The following is an 18,259-nucleotide window of genomic DNA, read 5'->3' as shown; positions in this document are numbered from 1 at the left end:
GGTTCAAACAACGAAATATGACAAAAAAACAACCGTATATTAATTTTAAAAAATTTACTTATATGAAAAACATCGGAATTAAAATTGCCCTCTACCTCAACTATTTTGTATTTGCCATTTTGCTCAATAGTGTTGGAATCGTTATACTGAAATCGTTAGAAAATTTTCATATTGCAGAAAAAGAAGCCAGTATATTGGAGGCTTTCAAAGATTTGCCCATAGCTATTGTATCGTTTGTGGTGGCTTCGTTTTTGCCAAGAATAGGCTACAAAAAAGCCATGTTGATGGGCTTGGCATTGGTAACAATGGCTTGTTTGTTGATGTATTTTGGCAATAGTTTTGGTAGTGCCAAATTATTATTTGCAATGGTTGGCGTGGCATTTGCACTTATAAAAGTGTCTGTATATTCGGTTATTGGTGCAGTTACCAACGACAAAAAATCACATAATGCTATGATGAGCAGCATCGAGGGGGTTTTTATGTTTGGCATTGCGTTGGCTTATTTTTTGTTTCCTGCCTTTAACACCCCAAACAATCCCGATGCTTGGTTGCGGGTTTATTGGGTTTTGGCGGGTATGACGCTGATTTCATTTGTATTTTTATTGTTTACTCCATTTGAAGAACCAGACATTCAACCCCATCCTATTGCAAAAGATTTTATGGACATGATTGGTTTATTAATCCAAATATTAACCATCATTTTTTTAGCTAGTGCCTTTTTATTTGTGATGATAGAGCAAGGAATTATGAGTTGGCTACCAACATTTAACAAAAAAGTATTGCACTTGCCAGAAAACATCAGCATTATGATGGCTAGTATTTTGGCTATTTCGTTAGGAGTTGGTCGTATTTTGGCTGGTATGGCAACTAAAAAAATCGATTGGATATGGGTTTTGGCCTTTTCTGTAGTTGCGGCTATGTTGCTAGTGGTATTTGTTTTGCCCAAAACGGTCAATTTGCAAGTAACAACTATTAATAGTTTTGCAGACATTCCACTAATTGCATTTACTTTTCCGTTGGTTGGATTGTTTATTGGCCCCATATATCCGTTGCTCAACTCGGTGATTTTGAGTGCATTGCCCAAAAATTTGCACAGTGCCATGACGGGACTTATTGTTGTATTTTCGGCAATTGGAGGTACATTGGGGTCTCGAATTATTGGATGGCTATTTGAAAAACAAGGGCCAGAACAGGCGTTTTATTTTACCTTGATACCCATGACTTTATTGTTATTCATGGCATTTTTACTTAAAAAAATTACTTCAAAAAATGATTTTCAAACTACACATTAAACAAACTTTAGACCAACTTTTGGCTCAGGAAGACACCGATGGCGATAAAAAAATTACCATTGACGATCGAGGGCCTAAAAAATTTGAAATAACCAATGAATTAGGACACAAAATAGCCATCGAAGGCACGTATTATTTGTCAAATTTGTTGCAAGAATTGGCATTGGCACAAAAAGCAGGCAACACGTTTTGCGAAATACCATTGGCCTATATTCAGGAAAATCCGGTGGACCGCATCTCTCGAAAAATCAAAAACTTATTTTGGGACGGACTTACCCGAAGCATCGACCATTTTGGGTTAGAAAAAATATTGGAAGACGAAAAAACAGAGAGTGATTTTCAATATTTATACGTTCCAGAAAAAGACCCATTTGCAATGGCCTATTTTAAGGATTTGGAACAATCCATACCCCGTCTTCAGGTGTTGCCCCTACCCGATGCTATCTCGGACGATTTTTCATTAAGCCTAAATAAAAAACCGGGTTTGTTAGCTTTGGCTCTTCAAGTAGATGACAATCAAAAGGTTACAGGCATTCCTTTTGTAGTACCGGGAGGTCGATTTAACGAAATGTATGGTTGGGACAGTTATTTTATTGCCGTTGGCTTATTAATTGATGGCAAAATAGCCTTGGCAAAAGGTACTGCCGAGCATTTCAAATACCAAATTGATCATTATGGTAAAATATTAAATGCCAATCGAAGTTATTATTTAACCCGCACACAGCCTCCATTTTATACCTCGTTGTTGATGGATGTAGTAAATGCCGAAAAAGTAGATACCCATTGGCTTTTCAAACATTTGCAAACAGCAATAACAGAATATCATTTGGTATGGATGCAAACAGACAAAAGGCTGACAGCTAACGGATTGAACAGGTATAAGGCAGAGGGTGTTGGCTTGCCATTTGAGGTGGAGCCAGGTCATTTTGACGATATTTTAGAACAATTTGCTCAAAAATACAACTTGCCTTTGCGAGAATTTGAGCAGCAATATTTAGACAGAACCATTACCGATGCTGCATTAGATGCCTATTTTATACACGACAGAAGTATGCGAGAAAGTGGCCACGATACCACCAATAGACTCGTTGGCGTGTGTGCAAACCTAAACCCAGTTGCTTTGAACAGTTTGTTGTACAAATATGAAACAGATATTGCGTATTTGATAGCACATCATTTTGAAAACCATTTTCAATACAACGAATCAACCACATACAGCAGCTCATTTTGGACAGAAAAAGCTCAAAATCGCAAGCAAAAAATGAACGAATTGTGCTGGAACGAAGCTAAAGGAATGTATTTTGATTATGATTTTGTAAACAAACAACAGCATCTTTTTGAAGCTGCTACAACTTTTTACCCGCTTTGGGCACAACTGTGTAGTCCTGAACAAGCACAAAAACTGGTTGAAAACGTTTTGCCAAAATTCAAAATGAAAGGCGGTATTGCAGGCAGCACACCAGAAATGCTGGCACAAGTTGCAGACAATGCACCCATAAGGCAATGGGACTATCCTTATGGATGGGCACCTCATCAAATGTTGATTTGGCAAGGGCTGATGCATTATGGTTATACCGATGTGGCTCAAGAGTTGGTTTATAGATGGTTGTGGCTCATTACCCAAAATGCCGTTGATTATAACGGAACAATACCCGAAAAATATGATTTAGAAATAAGTTCGCATAAAATTTTTGCAGAGTATGGCAATGTGGGCACCGAATTTAGTTATATTACCGAAGAGGGTTTTGGATGGATGAACAGTTCTTACCAATTAGGGCTGCGTTTATTGAGTGAAACACTTCGCTCAAAATTAGCACTACTTACAGATCCAGACGATTTATTTTAAACAAAAAAAAGGCTGTACATCCAATAGATACAGCCTTTTTTTAATAATAAAGCTAATGAACAGCCCGTTTAAAATTGTATTTTTTTAGTCATTCGAGTAAAAAAAACAGCCTTAAATCAGTCTTTATATTAGTCTATTTAGTATTGTAAATTTACTTTCAATTCAAATTCATTGTCTATGGCTTTGTCTCCCAAGCTGTCAAAAAAGCTACCTGAACCATATTTAATACCAAATTTTGTTCTGTCAATTTTCAAAGTTGTTGAGGCTCCTTTTGCAGTAGTGGCTAAATCAAAAGTAATGGCGTTTGTAACACCTTTGATAGTCAAATCACCTGTAACGGTATAAACGCCTTTTGCTTTAGCAGCTATTTTTTTGAACACCAATGTAGAAGTTGGAAATTGATCTGTTCCAAAAAAATCGTCGTTTTTCAAATGTCCATTCAATTTTGTTTGGTATTCGCCTGTTACATCAGTGGCATTCAATGAGTTCATATCCACCACAAAACTACCCGCAGTTAATTTTTTGTTTTTGAAAGTCAATGAAGCATCCTTAAAATTGATTGTTCCCGAGTGTTGTCCTGTTACTTTTTTTCCAACCCAGTTGATGGTACTTTTAGCAACATTTACCTTTTGAGCTTGAGCTGTAAATGTTCCGATAGCCATAATCATGGCCAATGCAATAGATTTTAAATTTTTCATGTTGTTTGATTTTTAAAATATAAATAATGGATTATTAAAGGGTAATAAATAAATTTTCTTTTGATTTTCTTACTTTTTTATAATGCTGCGTAGCGTCTTCTTCGTGTCTGTAACCAATTGTGGCAACTAATGTAGCATTCAAATGACGGGCCTCTAGGCCTAAAATATCGTTGAATTGTGCTGGAACAAATCCTTCCATTGGAGTAACGTCAATTTTCAATTCGGCAGCGGCATTCAACAAATTGCCCAAAGCCAAGTAAGTTTGTTTTGCAGTCCAATTATGTCTTTCTTCATCAGAAAGTTTACCAATATTTCCTTTCATCAAATCGGCATACCCTTGAAGTGCTGTAACAGGAATTCCACGTATTTGACTAACGTTTTCCAAATAAGCGTCAATATAATCGTTATCAACAATGGTATTGTTTGCAAAAACAAATAGATGAGAAGCCTCTGCAATTTGTGATTGCCCCCAAGCGGCAGGCTGTAATTTGGCTCGCAATTCAGGATTTTCAACAATAATAACTTGATAAGGTTGCAAACCATAAGACGAAGTACTTATTTGAATTGCTTCTTTCAAAGTTTCAATATCTTGATCCGATACTTTTTTGGTGGCATCAAATTTTTTGGTGGCATATCGCCAATTCTGATTTTCTAAAAATGTACTCATGTTTGTATAGTTAAATTTTAAATTATAAATCTTTTAAATCTTTCAATCTTTTAATCTTTCAATCTTTTAATCTTTCAATCTTTTAATCTTTTAATCTTTTAATCTTTTAATCTTTTAATCTTTTAATCTTTTAATCTTTTAATCTTTCAATCTTTTAAATCTTTCAATCTTTTAATCTTTTAATCTTTCAATCTTTTAATCTTTCAATCTTTTAATCTTTTAATCTTTTAATCTTTTTAAATCCCAATATGCAAAAATACCTCAACAACAAGCTGTTCAACCTCTTAGTTTTTCCATTAACCTGTTGAGTTCAATCAACTCGTCGTAGGATAATTGATTGGCAAATTGTTGCTCGTGTTCCATTACTTTAGGATCGAGTTCTAGCAACATTTCGAGGCCTTTATTTGTAATCATGACGTTCATTTTACGGCGGTTATCGGGGCAAATGTCCCGAGTTACCAATCCTTTTAGTAATAACTTATCAACCAATCGTGTGGTGTTACTGGTTTTGGCAACCATTCGTTCTTGTATCAAACACATATTGGCGGGCTGACCTTTTTGTCCTCTCAATATCCTCAAAACATTAAACTGCTCTGCCGAAATATCAAATTCTTTCAAAATTTCATTGAATTTTTCGGCCATTTGAACATTAGTCAATATCAAATTGAGGGTGGTTTTTTTGGCAATATCCAAGGTATTTGATTGTATTAACATTTCAATATTCATATCCTAATTTTTATATGGGTTAGCATCCACCAATCGTCGTGTGGCATCGGTTTGCAAACTTCTATAAGTCTTTTTCTTAAAAATAATGTAACCTCATCGTATGGTTTATTAATGCGACTATACACTAATTAATACAGCAAATTAGATGAAGTCATTTTTGGGCGTTTCCACAAGGGTCGAGCTATCCGTTGCAAACATCGTTCATTGAACTCCAAAAGAAATATAATATTGCGAAATAATCTTTTTTGATTACCACATTCCAGAAACTATATTTGTTCAATACAACTCCCCTTTTGGGGGCTGGAGGGCTTCTAAAAGATTTCCACAACTATATCCCTAACGCAAAATCCTGCTAACATCAAAAAAACAACTTTTTTATATTGTCGTTTCATCATTTGTCATTACAATATTTGTAGGTACAAATGTAGTTTGATTTTTGTTTAAAAAAAATAATTTTGTGTTATTTTTTTGTTAAAACGATATAGTAAGAAAATTATATTTTTTATAACCGACTAATTTTGTTAATTTTGATAAAAAATTATTATTTATGAATTTATCACAAGAAGAATGGGCAGCACAATTGGAGGCTGACAGCAATTATGTAGTGCTAGATGTACGCACAGATGATGAATTTCAAGATGGCTACATTCCAGATGCTATCCAAATTGACATTCATCAAGGGCAAGGTTTTGTGTATCGATTAGAAGAATTAGACAAAACAAAAAACTACTATGTCTATTGCCGATCTGGAGCTCGAAGTGCCAAAGCCTGTAGCATTATGAACGAATTGGGTTTTGAGAATACTTTCAATCTTGAAGGTGGCATCATGAACTGGGAGGGCGACATTATTGTACCGTAAATGCACAACTAAACTAAAAAACTAAACTACAACATAATGAATCTAATACCAAAAGAATATCAAATCGAAACGCTGTTACACCAAGACACCTATTTGTCTGATGGTGCATTAAAAAAATGGAACGGACCAAATACAGATGTCTATTCGACCATTTCTAGCACAGCTGTTTATGCACCAACCCATCTTGGCAGTATTCCTGCCATGGACGAAAAAACAGCATTAGAAGTTTTAGAATCGGCAGAAAATGCTTATCAAAACGGACAAGGACTGTGGCCTACTATGAAAGTAGTAGATCGGATTAGAGCCATGGAAAAATTTGTGCAACAAATGAAAACAACCCGTTCAGAAGTAGTCAAACTATTGATGTGGGAAATTGGCAAAACACTTGGCGATTCTGAAAAAGAATTTGATCGCACCGTAGAATACATCATCGATACCATAGAACACTACAAACAACTCGACCGCAACAGTGCTAGATTTACTAAAAGTCAGGGGGTAAATGCCATGATAAGACGTGGTCCTTTGGGCGTTGTTTTGTGTCTTGGCCCATATAATTATCCGCTCAACGAAACTTTTTCATTATTAATTCCTGCCCTTATTATGGGTAATACCGTTGTATTTAAACCAGCCAAACACGGTGTTTTACTTATATCCCCTTTATTAGAAGCCTTCCGAAACAGCTTCCCAAAAGGGGTTATCAACGTTATTTATGGTCGAGGTCGTGAAGTAGCAGCTCCAATTATGCAAACAGGAAAAATAGATGTGTTAGCGCTTATTGGCAACAGCAAATCGGCCATTGCATTACAAGATTTGCATCCAAACAAAAACAGATTGCGTCTCATTTTGGGTCTCGAAGCCAAAAATCCAGCCATCATTTTGCCCGATGCCGATTTGGATTTGGCCATTCAAGAGTGTGTTGCCGGAACACTTTCTTTCAACGGACAACGCTGTACAGCCCTCAAAATATTGTACGTACACGAATCTATTGCAGAGGCTTTCAATACTCGATTTGCTCAAAAAGTTGACGAACTCACCTTTGGCAATCCTTGGGAAAAAGGGGTGATGCTTACACCGCTTCCAGAAAAAGAAAAACCAGCTTACATACAAGAATTAATAGCCGATGCACAAGCCAAAGGGGCACAAATCATCAATACAAAGGGAGGAACGTTGTATGACAATTTTATTTTTCCTCCCGTAATGTTCCCAATTGCAAAAGACATGCGACTCTACAACGAAGAACAATTTGGCCCCATTGTGCCCATCATGACTTTTTCGAGCATTCAAGAACCCTTAAACGATATGGCTGCCTCCAATTACGGGCAACAAGTAAGTTTATTCGGGCAAGACATCGCTACAATAGCACCGCTTATCGACGCTTTGGTCAACCAAGTTTGTAGAGTAAACCTTAACAGTTCGTGCCAACGAGGCCCTGATTTGTACCCATTTACGGGGCGAAAAGATTCGGCAGTAGGTACATTAAGTATTTTTGATGCCTTACGATCTTTCTCAATCCGAACTTTTGTTGCCTCTAAAGATAATGAGTACAACAATGCCATTTTGCAAGAGCTGCTTAATAGTAAAAATTCTAATTTTATCAATACCGATTATATTTTATAAAAATATATTTATACTAAAAAAATATACCTTTGCCAAAGTCACCTACTTGGGCAAAGGTTTTTATTTTTAATGACATCTAAAACCCGAGTCAATACTACAAAAAAGACCGTTTTTCATAATTCGATGAAATAATACCAAATATACATATAAAATAGTCCAATCTATTGGTTCTTTTTTGCTAAAATGAGTCAAAAAAAATAATTCCGTAGCCCAGCTATGCAACGATTTTTTTTGAAAATTTTTTCTAAAAAATAACTACGCATCTTTGGACTATTTTATAAATATATTAGGTATAAACATGTTGCAACAACGAATTGCAATTGGTAGAAAAAAATTCAAAATAATCTCATTTTGAAATTCAAATAAAGGGAATAAAACAAGTATTGGCAAACTTCAAAATGTTAAAATTGAATCAAAACCCATTTTCGTATAACTTTTTTTGCTAATTTGCACTTTCAAATCAAATACTTATTAAGATGAAAAAAATAGCTATTGCCTTGTTATCCTGTTTGAATGTTGCAGCATTTGCCCAACAAAAACTCCATTTTAAAGCAACAATAACCAACAGAAACCATGATTACATTGTTATTTTAGAAGATGACAAAACCATTCAAAAAATAAACCTCAACAAAAATGGTGTGTTTGATGCCACATTTGATGTTAAAGAAGGATTTTATAATTTGTATGATGGGGTCGAATATACCCAACTGTTTTTAAAAAACAACTATGATTTGCATCTTAAAATGGATGCCAAACAATTTGACGAAAGCATTCATTATGAAGGAATTGGTGCCAACGAAAACAATTTTTTAGCCCAAAGTGCCTTGAATGACGAAAAATTCGATTTAAAAAGTTTGTTGAGTTTAAACGAAAATCAATTCCAAGAAGCCATCAATAATAAAATAAAAAGCGATATTGAGTTGTTAAAACAAGCCCAACTGGACCCCACTTTTACAAACATTAAACAAAAAAGTTTAGAAGAAAGCAAAGCATATTTTACAGACTTTTACAAACAAGTAATTGCCAAAAAAGCACTCAATAACAGCCCCGCTCCTTCTTTTGACTATCGCAATATCAATGGAAAAAAAACCAAACTCGAAGACCTAAAAGGGCAATATGTGTATATCGATGTGTGGGCTACTTGGTGTGGGCCTTGCCGAGCAGAAATTCCTTTTTTGAGCAAAGTTGAAAAAGAATTTCACCAAAAAAACATTTCTTTTGTAAGCATTTCAATTGATGAAGAAAAAGATTTTGAAAAATGGAAAAAATTTGTTACCAGCAAAAACTTAGGCGGCATTCAACTATTTGCAGATAAAAATTGGAATTCCGATTTTATAACTAGCTTACAAATTAATTCCATTCCAAGATTTATTTTGATTGATCCATCAGGAAAAATCATCGATGCAGACGCTCCTCGCCCATCCGACAACAATTTAATTCAAAAACTGAACCTTTTATTGCAATAAAAAAATGAACAGATTCCTAATAATCATTTGGCTAATCTCCAGCAATTTATGGGCCCAACAAAAGGACATAGCCCAACAAAATATCAACAACACCCTCAATCAATGGCACAAAGCAGCTGCAGAAGCTCGTTTTGACGATTATTTTAATGTACTTACAAACGATGCTATTTTTATAGGAACAGATGCTACCGAAAATTGGAATAAACAAGCTTTCAAAGATTTTTCAAAACCCTATTTCGACCGAAAAAAAGCCTGGCATTTTGAAGCCATACAACGAAACATCTACCTTTCCGACAACCAAAAAATGGCATGGTTTGATGAATTACTAAGCACTCAAATGAAAATTTGTAGAGGCTCTGGAGTGCTACTATTAGAAAACGGACAATGGAAAATCAAACACTATGTACTTTCGATGACCATTCCAAACGATAAAACCAACGAAGTAGTAGCGTTAAAATCAGCTTTAGAATCCGAATTAATACACACACTTACAAAACCTTAAGCCGCAAAACTCCAATTTTTAAACCCAATAATACCCCAACAAAACTCCAGGCACAGCTCCAACCATAAGCCCCACCAAAAGCTCTTTTGGAGTATGTGCCTTCATAATCAATCTGGACGAAGCTACAAAACCACAAGCCAACACATTTAAAGCAATGATTAACAATCTATTAGTCTGAAAATGCCAACTCAATTGTCCTACAAAAATCAAAAGGGCCACTACCCCAATTTGGTGCAAACTCGCCTTGACATTAAAAAATAACAACATCAAAACCAAACAAGCACTGAGCAGCCCCGCCGCAAAGTAATAAAACAATTCTGGTGTTTTATCAATAGATATACCATTTTTCAACAAAGAAACAATCAAAATAATTTGCATAAAAACTGGCCACTTTCGTTGATGAACATTACACGTCATAAAAGAATCCACTTTGCCCAATGATTTTAACAAAAAATAAAACGTAATGGGCACCAATATCGTGATGATAACCACTTGAACCAAAAGCAAATACTGCTCCAAATCCAACATACTAATCACACTATCGCTGCCCCACAAAAAATAGATTGTCCCAAATGTTGGAATGAAAATAGGATGAAAAAAATAAGAAAATAACATTATAAATTTTTTCATATATATTTTTTTTTTAATAAAACGACCTACAATATGGACGTACCCCTCCGTAAACTCTGGGTCGGGCTATCTGTTTCAAACAAAATTCATTGAACTCTAAAAGAAATATAATATTGCGAAATAAATTTTTTTGCCCCAAAAAAGGGGGCAAAAAGGATTTTCACTACTATCCCTCACGCAAAACAACCCAAATTCACAACAACCAAATGTACTCCAATTAATATAACTATCCGCAACTAGTACTATTTCATAACGTAAATTAGTTTTCTTCTCTTTGCGAGTTCAATGCCATCCAAAAAAAGCATACCCTTTAATTGAACTATTTTTGTAAGTCTAATTGACATCATAGCCCAACACGACACATTATTGTCGAGCAAAGGTATTTGAAAAAAATAATATTTTTTGAATAAAAAAAGGTTAATTCAAAAAAAAACATTATTTTTGTATAAGTAAATATTTGTTGAGACAAAAAACGTTCATCAAATATAAAAAACATTAAAAAAAGTAAAGCTTTAAAACAAAAATAAGCCAATAATAAACTGATATAAATAACAATTAGCCCAACAGCTAAGACCAAAAAAACACATTCTATGAAAAAAATTAGTATGCTAACAGTTGCTATTGTATCGCTTTTGTCGTGTCAAAAAGATATAAAAGTAGATAACCCCACTTTTCAAGGCGAAAAAGATGGCTTGTTTTGGCAAGCCAATAGCTTTAAAGCAACCATAAACACTGCAGGTAAACTAACCATTACAGGAACAAAAGACAACGAAACACTTACAATTTCTACAAGTAGTAAAAACTTAGGAACCTACACTCTAGGCACTACCGACACCAATACTTATGCCTCTTTTATAACCTCTGGAACCGTAAGTTATAGCAAATATGAAACCGCCGTCACAACAGGAATGGTAAGCAAAGTATTACTAACAAACGGAGGCACAGGATACACCTCTGGAAGCTCTGTTGGCACAACTGGCGGCACCGGACAAGGATTGCGTGTTTATATTCAAGTATCAAATTTAGGGGGAATAACACAAATAAAAGTAACCTCACCTGGAAACGGCTACAAATCAGGCGATGTAATAACCATAGACAGAGGCACAGCCGTAGGCGATGCAAAATTTATAGTACAAAACGTCATGTCTAGCAATGGCGAAATCATCATCAAAAGTTATGACGGAGCAACTATTAGTGGGGAATTTAAATTTAATGCAAAACTAACTACGGGTTCTTTTACAGATGCGGGAGTATTAAATTACCAACACGGCTTTTTTTACAGAATCCCAATAAATTAGTCCTAATAGACTTCAAAAACACAAGCACTTATCGTACAATAAGTGCTTTTTTATTTTGGTAAAAAAGATTAAATAAAAAAACTAAAAAAAATAGTGCCCGTGAAATAAAATAAGATTACATTTGTAGATATTTAAAAAGAGTACTTATGAACATTTTTGTTGGAAGTCTTCCATTCAGTATTGAGGAAGCAGATTTAAAAGAGTCTTTCGAGGCTTATGGTGCAGTTGATTCTGTAAAAATAATAACAGACAAATTTACAGGTCGTAGCAAAGGATTTGGATTTGTAGAAATGCCAAATGATAGCGAAGCACAAAAAGCTATTGACGAATTGAATGGAGCAACTGTTCAAGGTCGTGCAATCGTAGTAAACAAATCAGAGCCAAAACCAGAAGGCGAAAGAAGAAGTTTTAATAACAACCGTGGCGGAGATTCACGTGGTGGATACGGAAACAACCGTGGTGGAGACAACCGTGGTGGTGGAAACAGAGACAGATATTAATTATTTGTAAAAAAATTAGAAAATAACATTTTATTTTTCAATATAAACCATTCAATTTCATGATTTTATCAATGATTTGAATGGTTTTCTGTTTTTTTTCAAAATGCAACAACTTTAAATCATATTTTATACATTTTTGTATATTTACAACCATAAAAATATTATTTTTGCTTCATAAAAAATACAATTACTAAACTAAACTATGAGAACGATACAATTTAGAGAAGCCATTTGCGAAGCCATGAGCGAAGAGATGCGAAGAGATGAATCTGTTTATTTGATGGGTGAAGAAGTTGCGAAATACAACGGAGCCTACAAAGCATCAAAAGGCATGTTGGATGAATTTGGTCCAAAACGTGTAATAGATACTCCAATCGCAGAACTTGGTTTTGCTGGTATTGCCGTAGGTTCTGCCATGAATGGCTGCAGACCCATTGTAGAATATATGACTTTCAATTTTTCGTTAGTAGGAATTGACCAAATTATCAACAATGCAGCAAAAATGAGACAAATGTCAGGAGGTCAGTTTCCAATGCCTATGGTTTTTAGAGGCCCCACGGCATCGGCAGGACAACTTGGTGCCACACACTCTCAAGCCTTTGAAAATTGGTTTGCCAACACCCCTGGCCTAAAAGTAGTGGTACCCTCTACCGTATATGACGCCAAAGGTTTGCTTAAAGCCGCTATCCGAGACAACGACCCCGTAATTTTTATGGAGTCTGAACAAATGTATGGAGACAAAGGCGAAGTGCCAGAAGGTGAATATATTATTCCGATTGGTGTAGCAGACATCAAACGAGAAGGTAAAGACGTAACCATAGTATCGTTTGGAAAAATCATTAAAGAAGCCCATTTTGCAGCCGATGAATTAGCCAAAGAAGGTATTTCTTGCGAAATTATCGATTTAAGAACCGTAAGACCAATGGATTACGACACCATCCTTACATCTGTTAAAAAAACCAATAGATTAGTAGTTTTAGAAGAAGCTTGGCCATTTGCAAGTGTTGCCTCTGAAATAACCTATATCGTACAAGAAAGAGCTTTTGACTTTTTAGACGCTCCAATCCAACGTATTACTACAGCCGATACTCCCGCTCCCTATTCGCCAACCCTATTAAAAGAATGGTTGCCAAATGCGAACGATGTTGTTAAAGCTGTTAAAAAAGTTTTGTATAAATAATTAAAAATGTTTTGAATAATAAAATTAGTCAGTCAGAAAAAAAATTTCAGATTGACTAATTTTTTTAATTTACAGTCCATGAATCTCAAATTTAAATGCTTGTTGTTTTTTAGTTTTTTTGTCCTTACAAAGGCCTTTTCACAAACAAAAATTAGTGGTTATGTTGTTGATAAAAAAAACCAACCTGTTCCGTTTGTAAACATTGCTTTCAAAAATTCTACCGAAGGGGTTTTGGCCAATGAAGATGGTCATTTTTATTTGGAATCACCAAAAATGTACCAAACCCTTGTGGCAAGTGCAGAAGGCTATTCCGACAAAGAAATCGCTTTAACAAAATCCGTTCTTTACGATTTTAAAATTGTTTTGTCTGAAAGAGAAAGTTTGAAAGAGGTAGTCGTTTTTAGAGGTAAAACATCCAAAAAAGACAACCCCGCCTTGGTTATTTTAAGAAAAATTTGGGCACGAAAACATCAAAATGGACTTAAAATGTTTCGTCAATACCAATACGACAAGTACGAAAAAGTAGAGTTTGACATGAATTCTATTGACAGTGCTTTTATGAAAAACCGTCTTTTCAAAGGAATGGAATTCATTTTCAAAAAAATAGATACTTCAAAAGTAACAGGCAAAACGTATTTGCCTATTTTTATTAACGAATCCCTTTCAGAAGTATTTGGCGATAATAAAATGGGTAAAGAAAAAGAAGTTTTGAAAGCAAATAAAAATTCTGGATTAAGAAACGATGATGGTGTAAATACATTTATCAAAGATTTGTATTCTAATTATGATATTTATGATAATTATTTAAAATTTTTCGACAAAAGCTTTACAAGTCCTATTTCAAAAACGGGTATAGATGTTTATAATTATGTTTTAAGAGATAGTGCCATAGTGGATAACAAATGGTGTTATAATATTGTTTTTTATCCAAGACGAAAAAACGAACTTACTTTTAAGGGCGATTTTTGGGTAAACGACACAACATTTGCCATAAAAAACATCAATATGGCCGTAACAAAAAGCGCCAACATCAACTGGGTAAAAGATATATATATTGAACAAGAATTTGACGTTGTAAATGATTCTGTATTTTTGCTTTCAAGAGATTACATGATGTCAGATTTTGCACTAAATAAAAAAGAAAAGTCAAAAGGAGTTTATGGCAAACGCACTACTTTATACAGAAACCATCTATTTGACAAAGAAAAAAATTCTAAATTTTATGATGAAGAAATCAATTTTATAGACAACGAAGTATTTAAAAAGCCAGATGAATATTGGCAATCGAACCGATTTGAAAAGCTAAATAAAGATGAATTAGGTATTTATAAAATGTTAGATACCCTAAAAACAGTAAAAAAATTCAAACGAATGTACAATTTAGCCGCTATTCTTGGTACAGGATACATCAATATTGGTAAGTTTGACTATGGCCCTATTTATTCGACTTTTGGTTACAATGAAGTAGAAGGTGTACGACTACGAGTTGGCGGCAGAACTTATTTTGGCATGAATGATACATGGCGACTTCAAGGCTATACAGCTTATGGATTTAGAGATCAAAAGATTAAATATGGTATCTCTGGAAAATGGATGATGAATCCAAAAAACAGGTTGGTACTATCCGGCGGTTATAGACAAGATGTAGAACAAATTGGAGCCTCATTATCTTCTACCAATGACGTTTTAGGTAGAAGTTATGCTTCGTCTGGTATTTTTAATACCACTGCAAATGGAAAGCTTACTAGCATTCAACTAGCAAATGTTCAATTTGATGTAGAACCTATTAAAAATTTGAATATTAGCATTGGATTTTCTTACAGAACTTTAACCTCTGCTTCAAATACTTTTAGTTTGGATTATTATACAGACATCGCTCAAACAAGTATCCGAAGTACTGTAAAACAGGCTGATATTAATTTTCAATTAGATTTTACGCCCAAGAAAAAAAGCATTGGATATGGTGTAGAACGATCTACAATTGATGATAGATTCAGTAGATTTTTTATCAATTATAGCCATGGATTTAAAGGGGTTATCAATAGCGATTTCATGTATGACAAATTACAGTTGTTTTACAAAAAACCATTGGCTTTAGGTGCCTTTGGCAATTCGTCTGTTACCATTGAATTAGGTAAAACTTTTGGCACTATACCACTAGGATTGATGAGTGTTGTGCCTGGAAATCAAAGTTATTTTTTAATTGGAAACACATTTAACAACTTAAATTTTTATGAATTAATAACCGATCAATATGCTACCTTAAGATGGGAACATAATTTTCAAGGCAATATTTTTGCTAGAATTCCAATGATGCGAAAACTCAATTGGCGAGAGATTATTGGCGTAAAAGCGGTTGTTGGCTCTGTTTCAGACAACAACAAACAAATCAACGCATCGGGTCTCGAATATATATCGCCAACTACACCCTATTGGGAGTATAGTGCCGGAATTGGCAATATTTTCAAAGTTTTTAGAATAGATGCCAGTTGGAGAGGCAATTATCGCAACATGACTGATGCCAATAAATTTAATATCAAAGCGTCTTTTGGATTTTATTTTTAAATGGAAACAGCTATTGAATATTTAAAAAACAAAGATGGTATTTTTGAAAAAATCATACATTTGTATGGTGTACCCAAAATACCCTATCGGCCAGAAGGCTTTGAAACATTGGTATTACTAATTTTAGAACAACAAGTATCTGTTGATGTGGCTAAAGCTACTTTCTTAAAATTAAAAAATGGTGTAAATCACATTTTGCCCGAAGTTTTAATTCCATTATCTGAAGCTGATTTTAGACTATATGGTGTAAGCAGACAAAAAGCCAAATACATTCATTGTTTAGCTGAAGCCGTTTTGAATAAGCAAATCCATTTAGACCAACTTTCATCCAAAAACGATGAAACAATCAGAAACGAGTTGATTAAAATCAAAGGAATTGGACATTGGACTATCGATATTTATTTGATGTTTTGCTTAAAATCGCCCGACATCTTGCCTTTGGGCGACATTGCCGTTTCGCATACCATCAAAGAGTTAACAGGTTTGACAACTCAAACAGAAATGGCTGCTTATACCGAAAATTGGAAACCATTTCGAACAATGGCTACCTATTTGCTATGGCATTATTACTTAAAAAAACGAAACCGAACCATTAGTTACGATCTTGAATAAATTTTATGCAATAATTTAAGAAATTTTATTGAAAAAAGATATAGATTTGTTACTTTTGCAAACTAAAATTTAGAAAATAAATATATATGACAACAAATACAAAATCAGTCGATGTGTTCATCGAAATTCCTAGAGGAAGCCGTAACAAATACGAATATGACTTTGAATTAAAAAGAATCCGTTTTGACAGAATGTTATATTCTGCCATGTTTTATCCTGCCGATTATGGATTTATCCCTGAAACTTTAGCATTAGATGGCGATCCATTAGATGTATTGGTCTTGTTTACAGAACCTACGATGCCAGGAATTTTAGCAGAAGTAAAACCAATTGCTATTTTTAGAATGGCAGACGACAAAGGACCAGACGAAAAAATCATTTGTGTACCAGTTGCAGATCCGATTATGAATAAACTAAACGATATTTCTGATATAAATGAACATACTATAAAAGAAATTGAACATTTTTTCAGAGTTTACAAAGATCTAGAAAACAAATCTGTAGATGTACAAGGTTGGGGTGATGCTTCTGAGGCATTTGCAATGATAGCAGAATGTTCTGAAAGATTTCAAGGTTTAGATCAAGCTAAAAAAGACAGTTATTCTATCATTTTATAATATCTTAAAATAATCCATAAACACAATGTTGTTTATTAATAAATAACACAAACAAATTGGTTTATTTGATAGGTTTATCACAAAAAAAGCCCCAAAATATTGGGGCTTTTTTTATGCTTTTTTAGCAATTTCTTTGATGTTTTGTTCTTTACTTTTTGGATAAATTAACAACACGTCGTCTTTATCTACAATAATATAATCATGCAAACCATCCACTACTACTAGCTTATTGGGATTGGTTCTAATAATATTGTTTGAAGCATTTTCTAAAATCACCCTCGCATTGACTACCGCATTATCTTGCTCGTCTTTTGGCAATTTATCGTATAACGAGCCCCAAGTACCCAAATCATTCCAATCAAAAGTAGCAGGCAAAACAAATACATTAGTTGCTTTTTCTAAAATCGCATAATCTATCGATATATTTTCGGCATTAGAATAATGTTCTTGTATAAATTGTTGTTCCAAGTCGGTATTATAATATTCATATCCATTCAAAAAATGCTGATACATTTCAGGTTGGTACATCTTAAAAGCATCTAAAATAGAGCTAACACTCCATATAAAAATGCCCGCATTCCAAAGAAAATTACGACTTTGCAAAAATTTTCGTGCTGTCGGATAATCTGGTTTTTCTCTAAATTGTACTACTTTTTTAAAAGGTTGCTTTTCTAATTTATCAAACTGAATATACCCATACCCCGTATTTGGAAATGTAGGCAAAATGCCCAATGTCATCAACTGACCTTCGGCCTCACAATAATCAAACGAGCGTTGCAAATTATCTATAAATTGTACTTCGTCTTCTATCCAATGATCACTTGGTGCAACAACCATAATTGCATTTGGGTTTCGTTTTTTTATTTTCATCGACGCATACAAAATACACGGTGCAGTATTTCGCATAGAGGGTTCCAATACTATTTGCGCAGCCGTAACCATTGGCAATTGCTTCAATATCAAGTCGTTATAATACTCTTGTGTCAAAATCAAAATATTTTCAGCAGGTATCAACTTAGACAATCTACTAAATGTTTTCTGAATTAAAGTTTCGCCAGTACCAAGCATATCATGAAACTGTTTTGGGAAATCGGTCGTACTCACAGGCCAAAACCTCGATCCAATTCCGCCAGCCATCAAGATGGCATAATAATTTTTATTCATCATAGTCATTTTGAATTGGC

17 protein-coding genes are annotated in these 18,259 nt (G+C 34.3%); 12 read left to right on the top strand and 5 right to left on the bottom strand.

Features of this window, described 5'->3' with window-relative positions; all coding sequences use genetic code 11:
- The first annotated feature begins 17 nt into the window (after positions 1 to 17).
- Positions 18 to 1,292 carry an MFS transporter gene (locus FBFL15_RS03020; protein ID WP_262493573.1) on the top strand — a complete coding sequence of 425 codons (1,275 nt, stop codon included), beginning with the start codon at positions 18 to 20 and terminating at the stop codon, positions 1,290 to 1,292.
- Positions 1,270 to 3,138 (top strand): alpha,alpha-trehalase, encoded by a 1,869-nt coding sequence (locus FBFL15_RS03015; RefSeq protein WP_014083189.1) that lies wholly within the window; start codon positions 1,270 to 1,272, stop codon positions 3,136 to 3,138. The genes FBFL15_RS03020 and FBFL15_RS03015 overlap by 23 nt, the downstream gene beginning before the upstream one ends.
- Before the next feature lie 137 nt (positions 3,139 to 3,275).
- On the opposite strand, the gene FBFL15_RS03010 is transcribed toward FBFL15_RS03015, so the two are convergent.
- From FBFL15_RS03010 to FBFL15_RS03000, 3 genes are all read right to left on the bottom strand, one after another.
- The gene (locus FBFL15_RS03010) at positions 3,276 to 3,836 is read right to left on the bottom strand and encodes a YceI family protein (protein WP_014083188.1); all 561 of its coding nucleotides are present in this window, start codon (positions 3,834 to 3,836) and stop codon (positions 3,276 to 3,278) included.
- Between the two features lie 34 nt (positions 3,837 to 3,870).
- The gene (locus FBFL15_RS03005) at positions 3,871 to 4,503 is read right to left on the bottom strand and encodes an NAD(P)H-dependent oxidoreductase (RefSeq protein ID WP_014083187.1); all 633 of its coding nucleotides are present in this window, start codon (positions 4,501 to 4,503) and stop codon (positions 3,871 to 3,873) included.
- 276 nt (positions 4,504 to 4,779) lie between these two features.
- Positions 4,780 to 5,229, bottom strand: coding sequence for a MarR family winged helix-turn-helix transcriptional regulator (locus tag FBFL15_RS03000; RefSeq protein WP_014083186.1), 450 nt, complete (start codon positions 5,227 to 5,229; stop codon positions 4,780 to 4,782).
- A 547-nt stretch (positions 5,230 to 5,776) separates the two neighbouring features.
- Here FBFL15_RS03000 and FBFL15_RS02995 point away from each other — a divergent pair.
- The 4 genes from FBFL15_RS02995 to FBFL15_RS02980 all read left to right on the top strand — a co-directional run bounded on the left by FBFL15_RS02995 (position 5,777) and on the right by FBFL15_RS02980 (position 9,673).
- Positions 5,777 to 6,088: a rhodanese-like domain-containing protein gene (locus FBFL15_RS02995; RefSeq protein ID WP_014083185.1), complete on the top strand. Its 312-nt coding sequence runs from the start codon at positions 5,777 to 5,779 to the stop codon at positions 6,086 to 6,088.
- 36 nt (positions 6,089 to 6,124) lie between these two features.
- Positions 6,125 to 7,705, top strand: a complete 1,581-nt coding sequence (locus FBFL15_RS02990; protein WP_014083184.1) for an NADP-dependent glyceraldehyde-3-phosphate dehydrogenase — start codon at positions 6,125 to 6,127, stop codon at positions 7,703 to 7,705.
- A gap of 476 nt (positions 7,706 to 8,181) precedes the next feature.
- Entirely contained in the window at positions 8,182 to 9,171 is a 990-nt protein-coding gene (locus FBFL15_RS02985; protein WP_014083183.1) for a TlpA family protein disulfide reductase, read from the top strand.
- A gap of 4 nt (positions 9,172 to 9,175) precedes the next feature.
- Entirely contained in the window at positions 9,176 to 9,673 is a 498-nt protein-coding gene (locus FBFL15_RS02980; RefSeq protein ID WP_014083182.1) for a nuclear transport factor 2 family protein, read from the top strand.
- 18 nt (positions 9,674 to 9,691) lie between these two features.
- Here FBFL15_RS02980 and FBFL15_RS02975 read toward each other — a convergent pair whose 3' ends face one another.
- Positions 9,692 to 10,303, bottom strand: a complete 612-nt coding sequence (locus tag FBFL15_RS02975) for a hypothetical protein (protein WP_014083181.1) — start codon at positions 10,301 to 10,303, stop codon at positions 9,692 to 9,694.
- 590 nt (positions 10,304 to 10,893) lie between these two features.
- Between FBFL15_RS02975 and FBFL15_RS15670 the strand changes: the two genes are divergently transcribed.
- The 6 genes from FBFL15_RS15670 (at position 10,894) to FBFL15_RS02940 (ending at position 17,075) form a co-directional block, all read left to right on the top strand.
- On the top strand, positions 10,894 to 11,601 hold the full coding sequence (locus FBFL15_RS15670) for a DUF6252 domain-containing protein (protein ID WP_014083180.1): 708 nt from the start codon (positions 10,894 to 10,896) through the stop codon (positions 11,599 to 11,601).
- Positions 11,602 to 11,747: 146 nt separating this feature from the next.
- Complete coding sequence (locus tag FBFL15_RS02960) at positions 11,748 to 12,101, top strand: RNA recognition motif domain-containing protein (RefSeq protein ID WP_014083179.1); 354 nt, start codon at positions 11,748 to 11,750, stop codon at positions 12,099 to 12,101.
- A 202-nt stretch (positions 12,102 to 12,303) separates the two neighbouring features.
- Positions 12,304 to 13,281 (top strand): pyruvate dehydrogenase complex E1 component subunit beta, encoded by a 978-nt coding sequence (locus FBFL15_RS02955; RefSeq protein ID WP_014083178.1) that lies wholly within the window; start codon positions 12,304 to 12,306, stop codon positions 13,279 to 13,281.
- A 78-nt stretch (positions 13,282 to 13,359) separates the two neighbouring features.
- A complete protein-coding gene (locus FBFL15_RS02950) occupies positions 13,360 to 15,846 on the top strand; it encodes a DUF5686 family protein (RefSeq protein WP_014083177.1) in 2,487 nt (828 codons plus the stop codon).
- Entirely contained in the window at positions 15,847 to 16,458 is a 612-nt protein-coding gene (locus tag FBFL15_RS02945) for a DNA-3-methyladenine glycosylase family protein (protein WP_014083176.1), read from the top strand. It abuts the gene before it with no gap.
- A gap of 86 nt (positions 16,459 to 16,544) precedes the next feature.
- The gene (locus tag FBFL15_RS02940; protein ID WP_014083175.1) at positions 16,545 to 17,075 is read left to right on the top strand and encodes an inorganic diphosphatase; all 531 of its coding nucleotides are present in this window, start codon (positions 16,545 to 16,547) and stop codon (positions 17,073 to 17,075) included.
- Positions 17,076 to 17,186: 111 nt separating this feature from the next.
- On the opposite strand, the gene FBFL15_RS02935 is transcribed toward FBFL15_RS02940, so the two are convergent.
- Complete coding sequence (locus tag FBFL15_RS02935; RefSeq protein ID WP_014083174.1) at positions 17,187 to 18,239, bottom strand: mannose-1-phosphate guanylyltransferase; 1,053 nt, start codon at positions 18,237 to 18,239, stop codon at positions 17,187 to 17,189.
- Positions 18,240 to 18,259 lie beyond the last annotated feature (20 nt).

The organism is Flavobacterium branchiophilum FL-15 (assembly GCF_000253275.1).
Classification (GTDB): Bacteria; Bacteroidota; Bacteroidia; order Flavobacteriales; family Flavobacteriaceae; genus Flavobacterium; species Flavobacterium branchiophilum.
Note: the sequence above shows the minus strand (reverse complement) of the source record. Positions and strands in the feature narration are given on the sequence as shown.